Source organism: Pseudomonas sp. FIP_A4 (assembly GCF_036701605.1).
Taxonomy (GTDB): Bacteria; Pseudomonadota; Gammaproteobacteria; order Pseudomonadales; family Pseudomonadaceae; genus Stutzerimonas; species Stutzerimonas phenolilytica.
Genome location: NZ_JAYDXP010000130.1, coordinates 125,631 through 147,852 on the forward strand (window position 1 = coordinate 125,631; position 22,222 = coordinate 147,852).

Sequence of the window (22,222 nt, forward strand, 5' to 3'; positions counted from 1 at the left end):
AGAAGTGAAGAGTGACAGCTCGCTCAGCGCTTGAGTGTCATCTGCCGACGTTCGAATTCGACGATACGCTGGCGGTAATGCTCGATGGTCTGAGCGGTAAGAACGCTGCGCTGATCGTCTTTCAGTTCGCCATTCAGCTCAGCGGAAAGTTTGCGGGCAGCCGCAACCATCACATCGAACGCCTGCTTCGGATGGCGCGGGCCGGGCAAACCAAGGAAGAAGCTCACCGCTGGCGTGGTGAAATGATCGATATCATCCAGATCGAAAGTGCCGGGCTTGACCGCATTAGCCATGGAGAACAGCACTTCACCGTTGCCGGCCATGCTCTCGTGGCGGTGGAAGATATCCATCTCACCGAAGCGCAGACCGCTTTCGAGAATGTTCTGCAGCAACGCCGGCCCCCGAAACCCCTGAGGGTCACGGCATATCACGTTTATGACCAACACCTCCTCCACCGCTGCCGGGTCACGCGGCTCGTCGCTCGTCTCGTCTGCCTCATCAAGTACAGGATCGAGCAATGTCGGAACCGGTTCATCCGCCGCAAAATGCAGATCGCCCTGGCGCGGCTCGACTGATGCGCGCCGCTTAGCGGGCTCACGGGCACTCATCGATGGCATGTCAGTCTCATCGAGCGACGGCTCGCTGGTGCGACTGACCACTCTGGGTGGTCCGAGCAGCTCTTTCGAATCTTCATCGAGCTCCGGCAGATTCGCAGTCAAATTGCGGTCCAGCTTGAATTTCAGCTTTCCCTTGCCGCCTCGCATACGGCGCCAGCCATCGAACAGAATGCCCGCGATGACAATGATGCCGATGACGATCAGCCACTCGCGCAGACCGATATCCATTAATCCGTTTACCTCTGAACTCGATGATAACGGCGGGAATTCAACCACTTAGGTCAACTTTTCCCGCATCATAAAAAATTGTGCATTAAGCTAGCACGACGAACGGTAGGTTTGCACTGTGCGACAGTTCTCTTTGTATCGCCGAATGAGAATGCCGAAGCGGCGCTACCGTGCCGTGGCGCACCCTGCTCATGCTTCCACCAGCGCTACTGCCTGTTCCACATCCACAGTCACCAGCCGCGAGCAGCCGGGCTCGTGCATGGTCACGCCCATAAGCTGGTCCGCCATTTCCATAGCGATCTTATTGTGGGTGATATAGATGAACTGCACCTTCTCCGACATCTCCTTGACCAGTCGCGCATAACGGCCGACGTTCGCGTCATCCAACGGCGCATCGACCTCGTCGAGCATGCAGAATGGCGCTGGATTCAATTGGAAGATCGCGAACACCAGCGCCAGGGCAGTCAGCGCCTTTTCGCCACCGGAGAGCAGGTGGATGGTGCTGTTCTTCTTGCCGGGCGGGCGCGCCATGATCGCCACCCCGGTATCGAGTAAATCTTCTCCGGTAAGTTCCAGATAGGCGTTGCCGCCGCCGAAGACTTTCGGGAACAGTGCCTGCAGCCCGCCATTGATCTGATCGAAGGTTTCCTTGAAGCGATTGCGCGTCTCCCGGTCGATCTTGCGGATGACGTTCTCCAGCGTATCCAGCGCCTCGACGAGATCGTCATTCTGCGCATCGAGATAACGCTTGCGTTCGGACTGCTGCTGGTACTCGTCGATCGCCGCGAGGTTGATTGGGCCGAGACGCTGAACGCGCTGAGCAAGGCGCTCCAGCTCCCCTTCCCAGCCCTGCTCGCTGGCTTCGACTGGCAAGGTCGCCAGAACACCGTGCAGATCGTAGCCATCTTGGTGCAACTGATCCTGCAGCGCCTTGCGCCTCACGCTCAGTTCCTGCCAGCTCAACCGCTGCTGTTCCAGCTGGCCACGCAACACCTGCGCCTGCTGCTCCGCCTGAGTACGGCGCCGTTCGGCCTCGCGCAGTTCGCGATCGGCATCCTCCAGCGCCAGGCGCGCGTGCTTGAGCTCATCCTCGACACCCATGCGCCGCTCGAGCAACTCTTCGAGTTTCATCCGCAACTCTTCCAGCGGCGCCTCGCCCTCTTCGAGATTCAGGCTCAGCTGTTCGCGCCGCTCGACAGTGCGTTCGAACTGCTGCTGCAGGCGCTCCAACGCTTGGCGGGTCGAGTCGTGTTGCGCCCTGAGCGATCCGACCCGCAGTGCCAGCTGGTGTGCGTGGTCCTTGTGCTGGCGGGCATCCTGACGGATGCGATCGAGCTGTTCACGCAGACCGTCACGACCGGCCAGCAGCGCTTCGCGCTGCTCGGTGTCCTGCGACATGGCGTCCAGCGCCTCCTGCAGGTGCAACCGCGCCTTGCCCAGCTGCTCGATCTCCAGCGCGCGCTGCTCCTGATGCTCGGCCAGCTCCTCATCCAGCCGTCGACGGCGCAGCACCAGCTGCTCGACCTTGGCCTGTCGTGCCGACAGCTGGGCCTTGAGTTCGCCCTGCCGACGCGCCTCGTCCTGTTGCTGACGACGTCGCGCCTCGCGCTCCCCCTCGAGCTGCTGCTGCCTCGCCTGCGCCTGCTGCAGGCGCTGCTGCAGGTCGTCGAGACTCGCCTCTCGCTCGCCGCGCTCGGCGTGCAGGTGCTCCAGTTCCTGGCCGCGCGCGATCAGGCCGGACTTCGCCTCGCCGCCACGGCGCACACGCAGAAAATGCCGACCGACCCAATAGCCTTCACGACTGATCAGGCTTTCGCCCTCGCCCAGCGCAGCACGACCGGCCAGCGCCTGTTCCAGCGACTCCACCGGCCGCACCCCAGCCAGCCACGGCGCCAGGTCGTGCGGGCTGTCGACCTTATCGAGCAGGCTACCCGAGCGCGCGACAGCGCGATCAGCGGAGCAGACCAAACGCAGTTCGCCCTGCTCCAGATCGTCGAAACTCAGCCCGGCGAAATCCTCCAGCACCACCGCCTGCAGGTCGGCACCGAGCACGGTCTCCACCGCCCGCTCCCAGCCGGGCTCGACGCGCAGGCCTTCGGCCAGCCGTGGCAGCTGTTGAAGTTGCTGTGCCTCCAGCCAATCGCCGACGCCCTTGCCCGGGTCCAGCGCGGCCTGTTGCAGGGTTTCCAGTGAGGCGATACGGCCATTGAGCCGCTGCAGATCGCCATGCGCCTGCTGCTGGGCCTGCATCAGTTGCCGCACCTGCTCGCGCTGCTGCTCCGCCTGCTCATCGAGCAGTTCGCCCGCCGCCAGCAGGTCCTCCAGATTGAGCTCGCCGATCGCCAGCTGCTCGCCGAGTTCGAGAATCGCCGCATCCTCGGGATCGGCGGCAAGCAGGGCGCGCTCATCATCCAGTCGGCGCTGGCGCTCGGCCAGTCGCTCCAGGCTCTGCTCGAGCTGGGCGATACGGGCCTGCTGTACTTCAGCCGCCCGACGCGGCTCGGCACTGCGCTGATTGAAGCGCTCCCATTGCTCCTGCCAGGCCTGCATCAAGGTTTCCGCTTCTTCCAGCTGAGCCGCGGACTCCTCCGCCGCCGCGCCGGCCAGCTCCTGTTCCGGTTCGAGCATGGCCAGCTCTTCGTCGAGCGTCGCCAGCAAGGTGCGGTCGTGGCTCAGATGCGATTCGGTTTCCAGCCGCGCCTGTTCGGCCTCGCGCAGATCGTCCTGCAGCTGGCGCAGGCGCTGCTGGCCGTGCTGGATGCTCTGTTCGACGCGGGCGATGTCGCCACCAACCGAATAGAACCGCCCCTGCACCTGATTGAAACGTTCGGACAGCTCATGATGACCGTCACGCAGGCGCTCGATGCTGGCGTCGGCATTGCGTTGCTCGGCCACCAGCGCCTCGAAGGCGACCTCCTGATCGCCAATGATCTGCTCGCGCTGGCCGACCTGCTCGTTCAACGCTTGCCAGCGCAAGGCCGACAGCTGCGCCTTGAGCTGGCGCTCCTCGGCCTTGTACTCCTGGTACTTTTCCGCCGATTGCGCTTGGCGGTGCAAGCGTTCGAGCTGGCGCTCCAGTTCCTCGCGCAGGTCGCTCAGGCGCGCCAGGTTCTCGTGGGTTCGACGGATGCGGTTCTCGGTCTCGCGACGGCGCTCCTTGTACTTGGAGATGCCGGCAGCTTCCTCGATGAAGTTGCGCAGATCCTCCGGCTTGGCCTCGATCAGCTTGGAGATCATTCCTTGCTCGATGATCGAATAGCTGCGCGGGCCGAGGCCGGTGCCGAGAAAGATGTCGGTGATGTCGCGCCGCCGACATTTGGTGCCGTTGAGGAAGTAGGTGTTCTGTCCATCACGGGTAACGCGACGGCGGATGGAGATTTCGGCGAAGGCCGCGTACTCGCCGGTCAGGCTGCCGTCGGAGTTGTCGAAGATCAGCTCGATGCTGGCCTGCGTCACCGGCTTGCGGGTGTTGGAGCCGTTGAAGATGACGTCGGTCATCGACTCGCCACGCAGGTTCTTCGCCGAGCTTTCACCCATCACCCAGCGCACGGCGTCGATGATGTTGGACTTGCCGCAGCCGTTAGGCCCGACCACCGCCGACATGTTGCTGGGAAAGCTCACCGTGGTGGGGTCGACGAAGGATTTGAAGCCGGCGAGTTTGATGCTTTTCAGTCGCATGCGGCCTGTCCGTGGCGGTCAGCGTGAGAAGAAACGAGCAGGGTCGCCGCGAGCATCGGATGTCCTGGCATCGAATGGTGGGTGCAAGGCGGCGGAGTTTATCACGCGGCTTCGCGGCCACGGCACGGGTGATGCGCAGCCGTTCGCAACGCTGATGCCGCGTACGGGCGAGAGTCGCGCGCGACATCCGGGGCAGATTCAGCCGCCGGTCATGCTCATGAAGCGCACCACCTGGACCTGATCGTCGGTATTGAAGTGATGCTTCTCCGGCTTGAGCTGTAGGGCATCGACCAGCGCATTGCGCAGACGCTCGGCGTCGCCCGGATGGGCACGCATCAGGCTTTTGAGGTCCAGCGCCCCCTCATGCCCCAGACAGAGCACCAGCTTGCCCTCGGCGGTGACCCGCACGCGGTTGCAGCTACCGCAGAAGTTGTTGCTGTGCGGGGAGATGAAACCGACCTGAGTCTGCGTCCCGGCCACCTGCCAGTAACGCGACGGCCCGCCAGTGGCATGGCTGCTACGCACCAGCGGGTAGCGCGTTTCGATGCGTTGGCGCACTTCGTCGCTGGAGCAGAAGGTGACGTGCCTCTCGTGGCTGGATACGCTGCCCAGCGGCATCTCCTCGATGAAACTGATATCCAGCCCGCGGTCGATGGCGAACGTCACCAGATCGATGATTTCGTCGTCGTTGCGTCCCTTCAGAATCACGCTATTGAGCTTGATGCGCTTGAAGCCGGCCGCGCGTGCCGCCTCGATCCCGGCCAACACGCGCTCCAGGCGATCACGCCGGGTCAATTCGGCGAAACGCTCGCGCTTGAGCGAATCCAGGCTGATGTTCAAGCGTTTCACGCCCGCCTCGCGCAGCGTCGAGGCCAGCGCGTGCAACTGCGAGCCGTTGGTGGTGATGGCCAGGTCTTCCAACTCCTCGCGCGCACCGAGCCGCGCCAGCAGCGTCGGCAGTCCCTTTCGCACCAACGGCTCGCCGCCGGTCACGCGAATGCGCTTCACGCCCAGGCCGATGAAGGCATCGGCGACGGCGTACAGCTCTTCCAGGCTGAGGATTTCCTCGCGCGGCGCGAAGACCATGTCCTCGCTCATGCAGTAGGTGCAACGGAAATCGCAGCGATCAGTCACCGACAAGCGGAGGTACGTGATGCGCCGGCCGAACGGGTCGACCAACTGTGAATCGGACATGAGCGTCTCCAACTGCCTTGCTGTCCCCTTGTGCCCAGCCTATGCGCTCGGAGCGATTCAGGCAAAGTCTTAAGCCCACCGTTCGGCGCCGGGAGCGCCAGCAATCACCCGAACGGCATCGGCAGCGGGCTGTCACAGCTTCAGATTCGCTACCAGCGGGACGATGCGCATGCCTTTGCTGAAACTGCTGCACTTCACAGCCCTGCTCTGCTGGTGCGGGTCGCTGCTGTACCTGCCGGCGCTGATCAGCGCTGGAACGCGGTCGGGCGATCGGCTGTTCTACCGCGACCACGCGCACCTCACCCGCCTGGTTTTCACCCTGGTCAGCACCCCGGCGGCCCTGCTGGCGATCGGCTCCGGTACGGCTCTATTCCTGCACGATGGCACGCTCGCCGGCTGGCTGATCATGAAACTCACGGTAGTCACCGCAATGGCGCTCTGCCACGCGCTATGCGGCGTGCTGGTGCTGCGCGTCGAACGCGCGCCCGAGCGCAGCGTGACACGCCAGTGCCTGGCCATCGGCGTGCTGGTACCACTGCTGATCGTCCTTACGCTCTGGCTGGTGCTGGCCAAACCCTTCTGACCGAGAAATGACCGTCCGCATGACCGCTCAACCGGCGTCGCCCGAAACGATCCTAGCTATCGAGCTCGACGCCCACGGCATGCTCGTACACCAGCCTTCCGCCGAGAAACGCGGCCAGCGAAATGAGCACGGCCGTCAGCAGCGAGAGAAACAGCCCCCACAGCGCATCGCTGTCACCGCCATCGATGCCCTTGTAGCGCAGCAGCCAGTTCAGCGACGCCAGCGAGAGCATCATCACGGCAAGGATCGCGTGGCACCAGGCAGTGACCTTGCGGCGTATCTGCGCCACGCTGAGCAAATCGACCACCCCGGCGATACTCGCCAGCCAGCCGCCGATGGCGCCGACGCCGGCCAGCCAGAGGCCGGCACGCGACCAGAACGGATCGAGTGTCCACAGGTAGGCAAGATCGGCCGGTACCAGGCCGAGCAAGGCGGCTACCGGAAAGTGGATCATCATCGGATGCAACGGATGGCCGGCAATCGCGGCGTTGCTGCTGATGGACTCGCGGTCGATGGCCATTGGGCACTCCCAGGCGCAGAGGTGGGTGCCGCCCGCGAGATCGCGAAGCGTGGCGGCAGGCTCTTGCAATGGACCACGCTGGCGCTGGCAGTTCCTTGGCTCGCCGGCTGCGGCGGTGCGCAATCGGCGCTGGCGCCAGCCGGGCCGATGGCGCGCGACGTGGCGAACATCTGGTGGGCGATGTTCGGTTTCTCCGCGCTGGTGCTCGCGGTCGTCAGCGCGCTGTGGATACACGCCATGCTGCGCCAGCCGCGCGAAGTCGATGCCGAGCAGGCCGAGCGCATCAACCGGCGCTGGCTGGTCGGTGGCGGCCTGATATTACCGACCGTCAGTATCCTCGCCCTGCTCGCCTTTGGCGTGCCCGCCGGCCGCGGCATGCTGCCGTTACCCGTGCCCGGCAAGCAGCCGCTGCGCATCGAAATCACCGGTCACCAGTGGTGGTGGGAGGTGCGCTACCCGGACAGCGGTGTGGTGACGGCCAACCAGTTCATCCTGCCGGTCGACCGACCGCTGGACGTCGTGGTGACGAGTGCCGACGTGGTCCATTCGTTCTGGGTGCCGCGCCTGGGCGGCAAGCTGGACATGATTCCGGGCCGGACCAACACCCTGCGCCTCGCCGCCAGCGAAACCGGCGTGATGCGCGGGCAGTGCGCCGAATTCTGCGGCAGCCAGCACGCGCACATGATCCTGCATGTCGAGGTATTGGAAGCAGACGCCTTCGACCGCTGGCTGGCCGCACGCGGTTCGCTTGCACACAGCCCGGCGCCTGGCGCTGCCGGCCAGGTCTTCGACGAGCGCTGCGGCCAGTGCCACCGCGTCGCTGGCGTCAGCGACGGCCAGCGCGCGCCGGATCTTAGCGATCTGGCCAGCCGGCCCACGCTGGGCGCGGGCGTCATCGCCAACGATGCGCAAGGCCTGCGCCGTTGGCTGCGCGAGCACCAGAGCCTCAAGCACGGCAACGCGATGCCGAGCCATGACGATATTCCCGCCGAGACGCTCGGCCAGCTCGCCGACTGGCTGGAGACCCTTGCACCATGAGTACGCGATCCAACAGCGCCGCGCCCGCGACCGATCCCGACCAGCTGCATGACCAGTTCAATGAAGTCTGGGGCAACCCGCGCGGCTGGCGCGCGTTGACCATCGTCAACCACACCACCATCGGCCTGCGCTTCATGGTCACCGGCGGGTTTTTCTTCCTCGTTGGCGGGCTGCTGGCGATGCTGATCCGCACCCAGCTTGCCCTGCCCGGCTATCAACTGATGGAGCCGGACGTCTACAACCAGGTCTTCACCATGCACGGCACGGTGATGATGTTCCTCTTCGCGGTACCGATGATGGAGGGGCTGGCGGTCTACCTGATCCCGAAGATGCTTGGCGCGCGCGATCTGGTGTTTCCACGGCTCTCCGCGCTGGGCTACTTCTGCTATCTGTTCGGCGGGCTGATCCTGTTGTCGAGCATCTTTCTCGACGTCGCACCCAAGGCCGGCTGGTTCATGTATACGCCGCTGTCCAGTTCCGCCCACACGCCGGGCGTGAATTCGGATTTCTGGCTGCTGGGCATCACCTTCGTCGAGATTTCCGCGGTGAGCGCGGGCGTCGAGCTGGTGGTGTCGATCCTACGGACCCGCGCCAACGGCATGGCGCTGCACAAGATGCCGCTGTACGCCTGGTACATCCTGGTGATGGCCATGATGATCGTGGTCGGCTTCCCGCCGCTGATCCTCGGTTCGATCCTGCTGGAGCTGGAACGCGCCGCCGGCATGCCGTTCTTCGACGTCGCCCGCGGCGGCGACCCGGTGCTCTGGCAACACCTGTTCTGGCTGTTCGGCCACCCGGAGGTGTACATCATCTTCCTGCCCGGTGCCGGTATCGTCTCGACACTGATTCCGGTGTTCTGTCAGCGCCCGCTGGTGGGCTACCGCTGGGTGGTACTGGGCGTGCTGACCACCGGCTTCATCAGCTTCGGCCTGTGGGTTCACCACATGTTCACGGTCGGCATCCCGCAGCTGGCACAGGCGTTTTTTTCGGCGGCGAGCATGCTGGTGGCAATCCCGACCGGCGTGCAGATCTTCGCCTGGATCGCCACGCTCTGGCTGGGCCGCCCGGTCTATCGGGTGCCCATGCTCTGGCTGGTAGGCTTTCTGCTCGTCTTCGTCGCCGGTGGGCTGACTGGGGTCATGCTGGCGCTGGTGCCGTTCAACTGGCAGGTGCATGACACCCACTTCGTCGTCGCGCACATGCATTACGTACTGGTCGGCGGCATGTTCTTCCCGTTGATGGCCGGACTGTACTACTGGCTGCCGCACTTCTCCGGACGCATGCCATCGGAACGGCTAGGTCGCTGGGGCTTCTGGCTGTTCTTCATCGGCTTCAACGCGACCTTCCTGATCATGCACTGGACCGGCCTGATCGGCATGCCGCGGCGCGTCTACACCTACGACACAGGCCTGGGCTGGGACCTGCCCAATCTGGTGTCCTCGATCGGCAGCTTCATCATGGCCGCCGGGGTCGCTACCATCCTGCTGGACATCCTGTTGCACTTTCGCTTCGGCCTTCCGGCGCCGAAAAACCCCTGGCACGCCGATACCCTGGAGTGGGCGACCAGCCTGCCGCCCAGCGCCTACAACTTCGTCAGTCTGCCGGATGTGACGGATCGCCACCCTCTGTGGCGAGAACCGGACCTGCCGGACAGCATTGCCCGCGGCGAGCATGCGCTGACGGTAATCGACCACGGTCGGCGCGAAACCTGGGGCGTCGACCCGCTGACCGGCAGAATCCGCGAAATCATCCATCTGCCGGGCAATAGCTGGCTGCCCTTCATCGCCGCGGTGTTCCTTGCGGTGCTCTGCCTGAGCCTGCTGAACAAGGCCTACATCCTCTCCATCGTCGCCGCCGTGGCCACGCTGATCGTGCTGCTGCGCTGGTCGTGGGAAAACGGCGCGCATCCTGCCGCCGCACCGGATGCCCGCACCCAGCCTGGCGAGCCGCCGCTGCACTCGCGCACCTTCGACGGGCCGGGCCTGTGGGGCATGGGCGTCACGCTGCTGGCCGATGGCGCGCTGTACCTGTCGTTGCTGTTCGGTTGGTTCTACCTGTGGACCGTATCGCCGCAATGGCGCGTGCCGGACGATCAGCTGAACGGCGGGCCGATGCTGGTGAGCGCACTGCTGCTCAGCGCTGGCACCTTCTGGCTGCATCGCCTGATCAAACGTCTGCGCGCCGGCGATCATCGTGGCCTGCTAGGACAACTGGCGCTGCTCGCGCTGCTGGCCCTGGTGCAGTCGGCGCTGCTGCTTTGGCTGTTGCTCGACGCGGAACTGGCGCCAACCGAAACGGCCCACGATGCGGTGATCTTCGTCCTGCTCGCCTACAGCCTGTTCCATTGCGCGCTGGCGGCAGTCGCCACCGGCCTGCAGGCCTGGCGGGTGAGCTACGGCTATGTCGGCGAAGCCGCGCCGTACGAGCCGGTGGTGGTCGAACAGCTCTGGTACTACAACCTTGGCGTGCTCTGGGTCAGCTATGCGGCGATCGTACTGTTCCCGTCGACCTGGGGAGGCGTTTGATGAAACCTGCGCTCGGCTCGCCGTTCCACCCGCTGCAGATCATCGTCGGGCTGGTCGTCTGGAGCCTGTGGTTCGTGGCGATCTACGGCGGTCAGGCGATTGCCTGCCGAGTCAGCCCACCCGACCCCGCAGAGGGGGTGTGGAACTGGCTGAACGGCAGCCTCGGCCTGCTGACGTTGCTGACCCTTGTGCTGCTGCTTGGCCTGATGCGCTATTTCTGGCGGCTGTCTCGCCAGCGTCCGTCATTGAACGAGCGCGAGCTGTTCGTGACGAAACTGGCCGCTGGCGTGCACCTGATTGCCGCGCTGGCGACTGCGTTCGTCGGCGCACCGCTGCTGCAGCTGCCGCCGTGTCTGTGAGCGCGTGGGCGCTGGTACCGCTGCTGGGCCTGTCGACGCCGGCCCTGGCCCACGGCTTGTTCGACGCGCAGCTGAGCGAACGTGCCCCGCTGCTGTTGAGCGCGCTGCTCATTGGCAGTGCCTGGCTGCTCTACGCGCTCGGTGCGCGCCACGTGCCGCCCAGGCGCAGCGAAGCGTTCTGCCTTCACAGCGCCATGCTGGTGGCCGCGTTTGCCGTCTTCGGCCCCATCGACAACTGGGCGCAACGCAGCACCAGCTGGCACATGACCCAGCACATGCTGTTCATCGTGGTGATCGCGCCGTTGTGGGCGCTGGCGCGCCCGCTGCCGCAGTGGCGCGGCGTCACCGGCCGCTTCGCGCAACCGCTGTGGACGTCCATCCTGCGCGCCGGCCGCTACCCGACCCTGCTGGCGCTGCTGCATGGCGCGGTGATCTGGATCTGGCACACGCCGAAGCTCTATGTGCTGGCGCTGGACAACCTGTGGTGGCACGCCGTCGAGCACGCCTGTTTCCTGTTCAGCGGCTGGCTGTTCTGGTGGTCGGTGCTGCGCGCCAATCCGAAGCAGGTGCCGCAGGCGCTGATGGCCGTGGTGCTAACGCTGATGCACACCGGCCTGCTCGGCGCCCTGCTCACCTTCGGCACAGTCTCGTTCTACGGCACGGGACGTGCGGTGGAAGATCAGCAGCTGGCGGGGCTGCTCATGTGGGTGCCGGGCGGGTTGGTCTACTTGCTCGGTGGCGGCTGGATCGCCTGGCGCTGGCTCACCCGCATCTGGCGACGCCAGCCAGCGCATCGGCTCGATCAGTCGCCCTGACCACGCTCGTTCGACAGCACCGGCTCCTGCTGCAACTGCTCGATCTGCCAGCCACCACCGAGCGCGGCGATCAATTGCACGCTGGTCAGCAGACGGTCGCCCAGCAGCGTCAGATTGGTGCGCTCGTTGTTCAGCGCGGTGGTCTGCACGGTAACCACGCTGAGGTAATCGACGGTACCGGCGCGATACTGGTTCTCGATCAGCCGCAGCGATTCCTGCGCCGCCTCCAGCGCCTCGCGCTGCACCACGCTCTCGTCGCCGAGCACGCGCAGTTGCACCAGGTAGTCCTCGACCTCGCGGAAGCTGTCGAGCACAGTTTGCCGGTAGGTCGCCACGGTCTGATCGTAGGCCGCCTCGGCCCGCTCCAGTTCGGCACGCCGGCCGCCGAAATCCAGCAGCGTCAGCGCCAGCTGCGGGCCAAGCGACCAGAAGCGATTCGGCACCTCGAACAGCTGGTTGAAGCTGCTGTTGCGATAGCCACCGCTGGCCGACAGGGTCAGGTCCGGATACCAGGCCGCCTCGGCGATGCCGATCTCGGCATTGGCGGCCATTACCTCGCGCTCGGCCGCGGCGACATCCGGGCGCCGCTCCAGCAGTTGCGACGGTAACGCCAGCGGCACCTCGGGCAGCGATGGGATGTCATCGCGCACGGCGATGCTCAGCTCGGCCGGCGGCACACCGATCAACACCGCGATGGCATGTTCCAGCTGTGCCCGCTGCCACTTCAGATCGATGGCCTGCGCCTGCGTGCTCTTGAGCTGAGTCTGCGCCTGGGCGACGTCGGATTTGGGCACGATGCCGGCGCGGTACTGATTCTCCGTGAGGCGCAGCGAGCGCGCGTAGGCAGCAACCGTCTGATCGAGCAGACGCTGCTGCTCGTCCATCACCCGCAATTGCAGGTAGGTCTGCACAAGCTCGGCCTGCAAACTCAGACGGACCGCCGCGAGATCGGCCGCGCTGGCCTGCATGGTTGCGCGATTGGCTTCCAAACCGCGGCGCAGCCGGCCCCAGAGATCCAGCTCCCAGGAGGCGCTGAGCCCCGCCTCGTAGCTCTCGCTTACACCGGCACTGACATTGGACGAACTGCTGCCAGTGGTCTGCCGCGAGCGCGTCACTCCGGCATTACCGGACAGCGTGGGGAACAGCTGCGAGCGCGCGCTGCGCACAAGCGCGCGCGCCTGGCGATACTGCGCTTCGGCCACGGCGAGGTTCTGGTTGGACACGTTCAGTCGGCTCACCAGCGCATCCAGCTCGGCGTCGCCGTACAGCTTCCACCAGTCGCCGCGCTGCAGGGCGTCGGCCGGTGCCGCGCTCTTCCAGCCTTCGGCCTGCTTGAACGCGTGGGTAACCGGCAGCGGCGGGCGCTGGTAATCCGGGCCGAGGGTGCAGGCGCCAAGCGCAAGGGACATGACGATCATGGCCAATGGACGGAGGGTGCAGCTCGGACTCATAGCGGATTTTCCATGGCGGCATCGGTACGCACACCGCGCCAGTTATTGAAGCGATGACGCAGGCGGTCCAGGTACAGGTAGACCACCGGCGTGGTGTAGAGGGTCAGGATCTGACTGAGCACCAAGCCGCCGATGATGGTCAGACCTAGCGGCTGGCGCATCTCCGCGCCTTCCGAGCCCCCCAGCAGCAGCGGCAATGCGCCGAGAATCGCCGCCAGCGTGGTCATCAGGATCGGCCGGAAGCGCAGCAAGCAGGCCTTGTGAATCGACTCGGCCGGCGGCAGGCGGTCGTTGCGCTCGAACTGCAGCGCGAGGTCGATCATCAGGATGGCGTTCTTCTTCACCACGCCGATCAGCAGGAACAATCCGAGCAGCGAGATCAGGCTGAATTCGTCGCCGGTGACGATGATCGCCAGCAGCGCGCCGACCCCGGCCGACGGCAGCGTCGAGAGAATCGTCAGCGGATGGATATAGCTCTCGTAAAGCACGCCGAGCACGATGTACACCAGCAACAGCGCGCCGAGGATCATGAACGGCTGGCTTTCCTGAGCGGCCTTGAACACGTCGCCGGTGCCGCCCAGGCGACCCTGCACCGAACTCGGCAGACCGATCGCAGCGACCGCGCGCTCAATGGCCAGCGTGGCCTGATCCAGACTGACGCCCGGGGCGAGGTCGAAGTCGATGTTCTCCGCGGCGAACTGCCCCTCGTGCGTGACGCGATCTTCCTCCAGGCTGCGCTCGTAGCGGGCGAAGGCGGACAGCGGCACGCGGCGACCATCTTCGGTGACCACGTGGATCTGCTCCAGCACCTCCGGGTGCTGCGCGTAGCTCGGATCGATTTCCATCACCACGCGGTACTGGTTGAGCGTCTCGTAGATGGTGGAAATCTGCCGCTGACTGAAGGCGTTGTTGAGCAGCGTGGTCACCGTGCTCATGTCGACGCCCAGCCGCTTGGCGGCGTCGCGATCGACCTGCAGGCTGATCTGCTGCGCGCCCTCGCCTTCGTTGGCATCGATGCTGGTCAGCTCGGGCAGCGCCATGAGCGCCTGGGTGACCTTCGGCAGCCAGGTGCGCAGGTCGGCCAGATCGCCCGCCAGCAACGAATAGGCATACGCCGAACTGCTCTGCCGGCCGCCGCCGAACTGCAGGTCCTGGTCGGCCATGAGGAACAGCCGTCCACCCGGCACCTGCGGCTGATTCTTGCGGATGCGCTCGATCACCTGCTGCGCGGACAGCTCGCGTTCCTCCAATGGCTTGAGCCGCACGATCATGAACGCGTTGTTGATGCCGCCCTGCCCGCCGATGAAGCCGGCCACGCTCTCCACCGCCGGATCGGCGAGGATCGCCTTGCGGAATATCTCCATCTTCGGCTGCATGACCTGGAACGACAGACCGTCGTCGCCACGGATGAAGCCGGTCAGCTGGCCGGTGTCCTGCTGCGGCAGGAAGGTCTTGGGCACCTGCACGTAGAGCACCACGTTGAGTGCGATGGTCGCCAGCAGGCTCAACAGCGTGATGCGCCGATGCCGCAGCGCCCAGCTCAGCGAGCGGTCGTAGTAACCGAGCAGCCACTGGTGCGCGTCGTGACTCCAGCGATGCAGGCGGCTGTCGCGCTCGGCTTGGTAGGGTTTGAGCCAACGCGCACAGAGCATCGGCGTCAGCGTCAGCGACACCAGCAGCGAAACCAGAATCGCCGCCGCCAGCGTCAGCGAGAATTCGCGGAACAGCCGCTCGACGATGCCGCCCATGAACAGGATGGAGACGAACACCACCACCAGTGACAGGTTCATCGACAGCAACGTGAAACCGACCTCGCGGGTGCCGATGTAGGCCGCGCGCAGCGGCGGCACGCCATCGTCGATATGCCGGGCGATGTTCTCCAGCACCACGATGGCATCGTCCACCACCAGCCCCGCGGCGAGGATCAGCGCCATCAGCGACAGGGTGTTGAGCGAAAAGCCGAACAGGTACATCACGGCGAACGTGCCGACCAGCGAGACCGGCACCGCCAGCGCCGGAATCAGCGCGCTGCGCACATGGCCGAGAAACACGAACACCAGCACGATCACCAGCACCACGGCGATCAGCAGGGTGCGCTCGGCCTCATGCAGGGTGGCGCGGATCACCGGAGAGCGGTCCATCGCCACGTTCAGCTCGACACTGCCCGGCAGGATCGCCTGCAATGCCGGCAACTCGGCGCGGATGCCGGCGATGGTCTCGATGATGTTGGCGCCGGCCTGACGGTTGACGATCAGCAGCACCGCCTGTTCGTTGTTGAAGAACCCGCTGTTGTAACGATCCTCCACCGCATCCTCGACCTTGGCCACATCGCTCAGGCGCAGGGTCGCGCCATCCTGATAGCGCAGGATCAGCGGCATGTAGTCGGCGGCGGCGTGCAACTGGTCGTTGGCGCGCACCTGCCAGTGCCGCTCGGCGTCCTCGACCATGCCCTTGGGCCGGCGCACGTTGGCGTTGGCGATAGTGTTGCGCACGTCGTCCAGCGAGACGCCGTACTGCTCCAGCTGCTGCGGCTGCAGCTCGACGCGCACGGCCGGCAGCGAGCTGCCGCCGACCTGTACCTCGCCGACGCCGGGCACCTGCGAGAGCTTCTGCGCGAGGATGGTCGAGCCGATGTCGTACAGCTGGCCCTTGTCGAGCACCTCGGAGGTCAGCGACAGCACCATGATCGGCGCCTGCGAGGGGTTGATCTTGCGGTAGGTCGGCATGCTGCGCATGCCGCTGGGCAGCAGGTTGCGTGCAGCGTTGATCGCCGCCTGCACATCGCGGGCGGCGCCGTTGATGTCGCGCTCCAGATCGAACTGAATAATGATCCGCGTCGAGCCCTGGCTGCTGCGGCTGCTCATCTGGCTGACCCCGGCGATGCTGCCCAGAGAGCGCTCCAGCGGTGTCGCCACGCTGGAAGCCATGATCTCCGGGCTGGCGCCGGGCAGGCTGGCCTGCACGGTGATCACCGGGAAATCCATGTTCGGCAATGGCGAAACCGGCAGCAGGCCGAAACTGACCCCGCCCAGCAGCAGAATCGCCAGGCTGAGCAGCATGGTCGCCACCGGCCGCGCGATGAACGGCGCCGACAGATTCATCGCACGCTCCGTTGCGCCACGTTCGGCTGCAAACGGCCCCGGCTCACGCCTGCGCCTCGCTTGGCACCGCGCCGCGACGGCCGAAGCGCTGGCTCAGGCGGTCGAAGAACAGGTAGATCACCGGCGTGGTGAACAGCGTCAGCAGCTGACTGAGCAGCAGGCCGCCGACCAGCACCAGACCCAGCGGCTGGCGCAGCTCGGCGCCCGAGCCGGTGGCGAGCATCAATGGGATCGCGCCGAACAGCGCGGCCAGCGTGGTCATCAGGATCGGCCGGAAGCGCAGCAGCGCGGCGCGATAGATCGCCTGCTCCGGCGTCATGCCCTGGTGGCGTTCGGCCTCCAGCGCAAAGTCGATCATCATGATCGCATTCTTCTTGACGATGCCGATCAGCAGGATGATGCCGATGATCGCGATCAGCCCCAGGTCATTGCCCGTCAGCAGCAACGCCAGCAGCGCGCCCACCGCCGCCGACGGCAGCGTGGAAAGAATGGTGATCGGGTGGATGTAGCTCTCGTAGAGCACGCCGAGCACGATGTACATGGTCACCACTGCCGCCAGGATCAGCAGCAGCGTGCTCGACAGCGACGCGCGAAACGCCTCGGCCGCGCCCTGGAAGTGGCTCTGGATGCCAGCCGGCAGGCCGATGTCCTGCTTCACCGCTTCGATCACCTCCACCGCCTCGCCCAGAGAAACGCCCGGCGCGAGGTTGAACGACAACGTCACTGCCGGGAACTGGCCGATGTGATTGATCAGCAGCGGCGCCGAATGCTGCTCCAATCGCGCCAGGCTCGACAGCCGCACCGGCGTGCCGCCCTCGCTCTGCACGAACAGCTGCTCCAGCGCCTGCGGACCCAGGCGATTGCCGGCCTCGGCCTCGAGCACCACGCGGTACTGACTGGCCTGGGTGAAGATGGTGGAAATCTGCCGTTGGCCGAAGGCGTCGTACAGCGCATTGGTGATCGCCGAAACCTCGATGCCCAGGCGCGCGGCGGCGTCGCGGTCGATATCCAGGTAAATCTGCAGGCCGTCGCTCTGCAGGTCGCTGGCCACATCGGTGAGTTCCGCCCGTTCGCGCAACGCCTCGACCAGCCTGGGCGTCCACTCCTGCAGCAGCGCGCCATCTGGCGACTCCAGGCTGAACTGGAACTGCGTGCGGCTGACCCTATCCTCGATGGACAGGTCCTGCACCGGCTGCAGGTACAGCGCGATGCCCGGCAGCTTGGCCAGCTCCGGGTGCAGACGTTCGATCACCTCGCTGGCAGTGACGTCGCGTTCGGCGTGCGGCTTGAGGTTGATCAGCAGACGGCCGCTGTTGAGCGTGACGTTGTCGCCGTCCACCCCGATATAGGACGACAGGCTGGCGACCGCCGGATCAGCCAGGATCACCCGGCTCAGCGACTGCTGGCGCTCGCTCATGGCGCGGAAGGAGATCGACTGCGGTGCCTCGCTGATGCCCTGGATCACGCCGGTGTCCTGCACCGGGAAGAAGCCCTTGGGCACGGCGAGATAGAGCACCACCGTCAGGCCGAGGGTGGCCACCGCCACCAGCAGTGTCAGCGTCTGGTGACCGAGCACCCAGGTCAGCCAGCGCGAATAGCCGCCGATCAGCCGCTCGACCCAGTCCGGGCGCGCCGGATCATGGCTCACCGGCTTGAGCAGGCGCGCGCACATCATCGGCGTCAGCGTCAGCGACACCACCAGCGAGATCAGGATCGCCACCGCCAGGGTGATGGCGAACTCGCGGAACAGCCGGCCGACCACGTCCTGCATGAACAGCAGCGGAATCAGCACGGCGATCAGCGAGAAGGTCAGCGAAATCAAAGTGAAGCCGATCTGCTTGGCGCCCTTGAGCGCAGCATTCAGCGGCGTCTCGCCCTCCTCCAGATGCCGGGCGATGTTTTCCAGCATGACGATGGCGTCGTCGACCACGAAGCCGGTGGCGATGGTCAATGCCATCAGCGTCAGGTTATTCAGCGAGAAGCCGCACAGGTACATCACCGCGAAGGTACCAATCAGCGACAGCGGCACGGCGATCGAAGGGATGACGGTGGCCGAGAGCTTCTTGAGGAAGATGAAGGTCACCATCACCACCAGGATGGTGGCGAGGATCAACTCGTGCTGCACGTCGGTGACCGCAGCGCGGATGGTCTGGGTACGGTCAGTGAGAATGGTCACGTCGAGCCCAGCCGGCATGCTGGCGGTGACTTCCGGCAGCAGCGCCTGGATACGCTCGACCACGTCGATGACGTTGGCGCCGGGCTGACGCTGGATGTTCAGCAGCACCGCCCGGTTCTCGTTGGCCCAGGCCGCCAGCCGCTCGTTCTCGGCGCCGGCAATGATGTCGGCGACATCCTTGAGCCGCAGCGCGGCGCCGTTTTCATAGGTAAGGATCAGCTCGGCGTATTCCTCGGGCGTCTTCAGCTGGTCGTTGGCGTCGAGCATGGAGACCCGCGTCGGACCGTCGAAGTTACCCTTGGGCTGGTTGACGTTGGCGTTGCCGATCAGCTCGCGCACGTCGGCCAGTGACAGGCCATAGGCGGCCAGCGCCTCGGGATTGGTGCGGATGCGCACCGCCGGCCGCTGCCCGCCGGCGATGCTGACCATGCCGACGCCGCTGATCTGCGCCAGCTTCTGCGCCATGCGCGTGTCGACCAGATCGTGCAGCTGCGGCAGCGGCAGCGTCGCCGAGGTCACCGCGAGGGTGATCACCGGCGTATCGGCCGGATTGACCTTGTTGTACACCGGCGGCGCCGGCAGGTCGCTCGGCAGCAGGTTATCTGCCGCGTTGATCGCCGCCTGCACCTCTTGCTCGGCGACATCCAGCTCCACATCAAGCGAGAAGCGCAGGGTGATCACCGAGGCGCCGCCTGAGCTGCTCGAGGACATCTGCGTCAGCCCCGGCATCTGCCCGAACTGGCGCTCAAGCGGTGCAGTCACAGCGCTGGTCATCACCTCCGGACTGGCACCGGGATACAGCGTCAGCACGCGGATGGTCGGATAGTCGACCTGCGGCAGTGCCGCGACCGGCAAAAGCTTGTAGGCGATCAGACCGGCCAGCAGGATGGCGACCATCGTCAGGGTGGTCGCTACCGGCCGCAGGATGAACAGCCGCGAGATGTTCATTGCGCCGGACGCTCCCCGGCGCTCTCACCGCCCACCTTGGGTTGCTGCGCCGCCTCTTCGGCCATCGTCGCGCGATCGACGACTTCCACTTCGTTGCCGTCGCGCAGGCGATCGGTGCCTTCCATGACAATGCGCTCACCGGCCGTCAGGCCCTTGGCGATCACCGTGGTCTCGCCGTTGCTCGGGCCCACCTCGACGCTACGCAGCTGCACCTTGCTGTCCTCGCCAACGACGTAGGCGAAGTTGCCCCGCGAGCCGAACTGCAGCGCCGCCGAGGGAATCAGCGTGGCGTCCTCGAGGGTTTCCACCCGCAGGCGCACGTTGACGAACTGATTGGGGATGAGCATTTCGGTTTCGTTGTCGAACCGCGCCTTGAGCTTCAGCGTACCGGTGGTCACATCGATCTGGTTGTCGACGCTCTCCAGCACGCCCTCGCCCAACAGCAGTCGCTCACCACGATCCCACGCCTGCACCTTCAGCTCGGCGCCCTGACGAAAACGCGTCAGCACCGGCAGCAGATCGCCCTCCGGCAAGGTGAAGGTGACCGCCATCGGCTGGCTCTGGGTGATCACCACCAGCGGTGTGGTGTCGCTGGCCGAGACCAGATTGCCGATGTCCAGCTGGCGCAGGCCGAGGCGGCCGTCGATCGGTGCGCGGATCTGGGTGAATTCCAGGTTGAGCTTGGCTTCGTTGACCGCCGCCTGATTGGCCGCCAGCGTGCCTTGGTACTGGTTCACCAGCGCCTGCTGGGTATCGAGCGTCTGCTTGGCAATGCTGTCGTCGGCGTATAGCCCGCGGTAGCGCTCCAGATCGACCTGGGCGTTCTGCAGCAGCGCGCGATTCTGCTGCAGCGTGCCCTCGGCCTGCTGTAACGCGACCTTGTATGGCCGTGGATCTATCACCGCCAGCAGCTCACCGGCCTTGACCCGCTGGCCCTCCTCGAAGCGCACCTCGACCAGTTCGCCGGCGACGCGGCTGCGCACGTTCACCGTATTCAGCGGCGTCACCGTGCCGAGCGACTTGTAGAACACCTCGAACTCGCCTTGCTTCACCGCCGTCACGCGTACCGGCACCGGCCCGCTGAACGCGCCGAAGCCCGGTCGACCGCCTGGTTGCGGCGACTTCGCCGAAGGGCTCGGCCATAACCACCAGGCAAGCAAGGCGATGGCCAGCACGGCAAGACCGATGATCAGCCAGCGACGACGGGTAGCAGCAGGAGACGAATGCGCGACGGACATGAACTGGGTTCGCTCGGGAAGGAGCGTGAACCTTAAGCAGTCGCGCCCGCCTCGCAAAGGGGATTTACGGCATTTTTACGTATCGACGCTTGTCCACCCGCGCGCGAACGGCCGGAACCATGCCGCGCCGGCTCAGTCTATGTAGCGTTCGACCAGGGGCCAGCATGTCGCCAGCCCTGGCAGACGGAACTGTCCCAGGCACACCGCCCAACCGAACGGCGGCGCGCCGTATTACCGGAGTACCGCAGGCTGGCCTGCTACAGGATCAAGGAATGAATGCATCACTGGTCATCCTGGCATTGACCGTCGCCAGTTTTCTGCTCGGTTTCCTGCGCGATCTGTTCATCGCCCGCGCCTTCGGCCTGAGCTGGGAAGCCGACCTGATCTTCGTCGCGCTGATCCTGCCGCTTTTCTTCGAGAACTTCCTCGGTCTCGCCCTGCGCGACACCATGATTCCCTACCTGCAAAAGCTGCGCAGCCAGTCGGAGACGCTGTTCGAGTCGGTCAGTCGATGGCTGTACTGGCGCGTAATGCTGATGGGCGTGGCGGCCAGCGCCCTGGTGATCGTCGCCAGCTACTGGATTCTCACCCTGCTGGCACCGGGCTGGAGCGCTGAGCAGGTGGCGACCGGGCAGGTCGTGTTCTGCGTCGGCGCGCTGCTAATCGCCGTGCAGGCGACGCTGTACTGCCAGGGCGCACTGCTCAACATGGATAGCGTATTCATCCTGCCGATGACGCGCACCGTGCTGCTCAACGCGGGAGCGATCATCGGCATTCTGCTGTTCGAGCCGACCGGCATGGTGATTTTCATCGGCATGCTGCTGCCGCAGTTCGGCCTGATCGTCGCCCAGCACCGGCGCCTGGCCTATCTGCGCGGCGAACGGCACCCTGTGGCCGAAGGACACGGCAGCGCCTTCGGCCTGGCCTTCGCGCCGGTATTGCTGGCCGCCGGCGCGCAGCAGGCGTGCATCCTCGCCGAGCGGATGTTCGCCTCGTTCCTCGATGAGGGCAGCATCACCATGCTCTCGTTCGCCTTCCGCATTGTCACCATTCCGCTGACGCTGTACGCGATGTCAGTGCTCTCCGTGCTGTTCCCGCAATTCTCGGCGAGCTGGAACGATAACGACCACGGCGCCCACGCCGCGGTGATTCGCAAGGGGCTGCTAGCCACGCTGCTGTTCCTGGTGCCGGCGGCTGTGGTGCTCTGCTCGTTTCCGGACACCGTGGTCGCCGTGCTGCTCGAGCGCGGCCAGTTCGGCGCGGCGCAGACCAGCGCCACCGCCTCGCTGGTGATCATCTATGCGTTCGGCCTGCCGGCGATGGGGCTCGCCCTGCTCTGGGGGCGCGCCCTGCTCGCCCAGCACCAGACCCGGCTGTTCCTGGTGCTCACGCTGATCAGCTCGGCGCTGACCATCGGTCTCGACGCGGCGCTGTATCGCCCCTACGGCGCCGAAGGACTGGCCATCGCCTTCTCCAGCGGCGCGGCATTGCAGGCGCTGTTCATGGGCTTGTATGTCTACCGCGCATCGCCCAAGGGTCTGGGTATTGCCGTGCTGCTGCGCTGGGCGGCCACCGCCGCGGCGCTGGCGGTGGCATTGCACTGGCTGCCAGAGCCACAGGGCTTTCTCGAGCTTTGCCTGTACATCGCGCTGGTGCTGGCCGGCTTCGCTCTCGGCGTGGTGCTGCTGGGCGAGCGCGACCTATTCCGCCGCAGCTACTGGTCGATGCGACGCGCCTGACGTGCGCTTCGG

General features: G+C 65.5%; 14 protein-coding genes. 6 read left to right on the top strand and 8 right to left on the bottom strand.

From position 1 onward, the window contains the following. Nucleotides 1-23: 23 nt before the first annotated feature. From zipA to moaA, 3 genes are all read right to left on the bottom strand, one after another. Entirely contained in the window at nucleotides 24-845 is an 822-nt protein-coding gene (gene zipA, locus U8L64_RS19875) for a cell division protein ZipA (RefSeq protein ID WP_054093078.1), read from the bottom strand. Nucleotides 846-1,034: 189 nt separating this feature from the next. Further along, on the bottom strand, nucleotides 1,035-4,523 hold the full coding sequence (smc, locus tag U8L64_RS19880) for a chromosome segregation protein SMC (RefSeq protein ID WP_333398788.1): 3,489 nt from the start codon (nucleotides 4,521-4,523) through the stop codon (nucleotides 1,035-1,037). 198 nt (nucleotides 4,524-4,721) lie between these two features. Continuing rightward, nucleotides 4,722-5,717, bottom strand: coding sequence for a GTP 3',8-cyclase MoaA (moaA, locus tag U8L64_RS19885; protein WP_043295663.1), 996 nt, complete (start codon nucleotides 5,715-5,717; stop codon nucleotides 4,722-4,724). 169 nt (nucleotides 5,718-5,886) lie between these two features. On the opposite strand from moaA, the gene U8L64_RS19890 reads away from it, so the two are divergent. Beyond that, on the top strand, nucleotides 5,887-6,300 hold the full coding sequence (locus tag U8L64_RS19890) for a CopD family protein (protein WP_333398790.1): 414 nt from the start codon (nucleotides 5,887-5,889) through the stop codon (nucleotides 6,298-6,300). A gap of 52 nt (nucleotides 6,301-6,352) precedes the next feature. Here U8L64_RS19890 and U8L64_RS19895 read toward each other — a convergent pair whose 3' ends face one another. Next, the gene (locus U8L64_RS19895) at nucleotides 6,353-6,820 is read right to left on the bottom strand and encodes a DUF2231 domain-containing protein (RefSeq protein WP_008567904.1); all 468 of its coding nucleotides are present in this window, start codon (nucleotides 6,818-6,820) and stop codon (nucleotides 6,353-6,355) included. A gap of 147 nt (nucleotides 6,821-6,967) precedes the next feature. On the opposite strand from U8L64_RS19895, the gene coxB reads away from it, so the two are divergent. The 4 genes from coxB to U8L64_RS19915 are packed head-to-tail and all read left to right on the top strand — an operon-like array spanning nucleotide 6,968 to nucleotide 11,557. After that, nucleotides 6,968-7,858: a cytochrome c oxidase subunit II gene (gene coxB / locus U8L64_RS19900; RefSeq protein WP_333398842.1), complete on the top strand. Its 891-nt coding sequence runs from the start codon at nucleotides 6,968-6,970 to the stop codon at nucleotides 7,856-7,858. Further along, nucleotides 7,855-10,383, top strand: a complete 2,529-nt coding sequence (gene ctaD, locus U8L64_RS19905) for a cytochrome c oxidase subunit I (RefSeq protein ID WP_333398793.1) — start codon at nucleotides 7,855-7,857, stop codon at nucleotides 10,381-10,383. Before coxB ends, ctaD begins: the two co-directional genes overlap by 4 nt. Next, nucleotides 10,383-10,742 (top strand): hypothetical protein, encoded by a 360-nt coding sequence (locus tag U8L64_RS19910; RefSeq protein WP_043295669.1) that lies wholly within the window; start codon nucleotides 10,383-10,385, stop codon nucleotides 10,740-10,742. The genes ctaD and U8L64_RS19910 overlap by 1 nt, the downstream gene beginning before the upstream one ends. Continuing rightward, nucleotides 10,733-11,557, top strand: a complete 825-nt coding sequence (locus U8L64_RS19915; protein ID WP_442965301.1) for a cytochrome c oxidase assembly protein — start codon at nucleotides 10,733-10,735, stop codon at nucleotides 11,555-11,557. Before U8L64_RS19910 ends, U8L64_RS19915 begins: the two co-directional genes overlap by 10 nt. On the opposite strand, the gene U8L64_RS19920 is transcribed toward U8L64_RS19915, so the two are convergent. From U8L64_RS19920 to U8L64_RS19935, 4 genes are read right to left on the bottom strand one after another with little or no spacing between them, the layout of a single operon-like run. Continuing rightward, nucleotides 11,545-13,008, bottom strand: a complete 1,464-nt coding sequence (locus U8L64_RS19920; RefSeq protein WP_333398795.1) for an efflux transporter outer membrane subunit — start codon at nucleotides 13,006-13,008, stop codon at nucleotides 11,545-11,547. The genes U8L64_RS19915 and U8L64_RS19920 overlap by 13 nt on opposite strands. Beyond that, the gene (locus U8L64_RS19925) at nucleotides 13,005-16,109 is read right to left on the bottom strand and encodes an efflux RND transporter permease subunit (RefSeq protein WP_043295674.1); all 3,105 of its coding nucleotides are present in this window, start codon (nucleotides 16,107-16,109) and stop codon (nucleotides 13,005-13,007) included. Before U8L64_RS19925 ends, U8L64_RS19920 begins: the two co-directional genes overlap by 4 nt. Before the next feature lie 43 nt (nucleotides 16,110-16,152). Next, complete coding sequence (locus U8L64_RS19930) at nucleotides 16,153-19,233, bottom strand: MdtB/MuxB family multidrug efflux RND transporter permease subunit (protein WP_333398797.1); 3,081 nt, start codon at nucleotides 19,231-19,233, stop codon at nucleotides 16,153-16,155. Beyond that, nucleotides 19,230-20,471 (bottom strand): MdtA/MuxA family multidrug efflux RND transporter periplasmic adaptor subunit, encoded by a 1,242-nt coding sequence (locus tag U8L64_RS19935; protein ID WP_333398799.1) that lies wholly within the window; start codon nucleotides 20,469-20,471, stop codon nucleotides 19,230-19,232. Before U8L64_RS19935 ends, U8L64_RS19930 begins: the two co-directional genes overlap by 4 nt. Before the next feature lie 272 nt (nucleotides 20,472-20,743). On the opposite strand from U8L64_RS19935, the gene U8L64_RS19940 reads away from it, so the two are divergent. After that, nucleotides 20,744-22,210, top strand: a complete 1,467-nt coding sequence (locus tag U8L64_RS19940) for a lipid II flippase MurJ (protein WP_156714664.1) — start codon at nucleotides 20,744-20,746, stop codon at nucleotides 22,208-22,210. Nucleotides 22,211-22,222 lie beyond the last annotated feature (12 nt).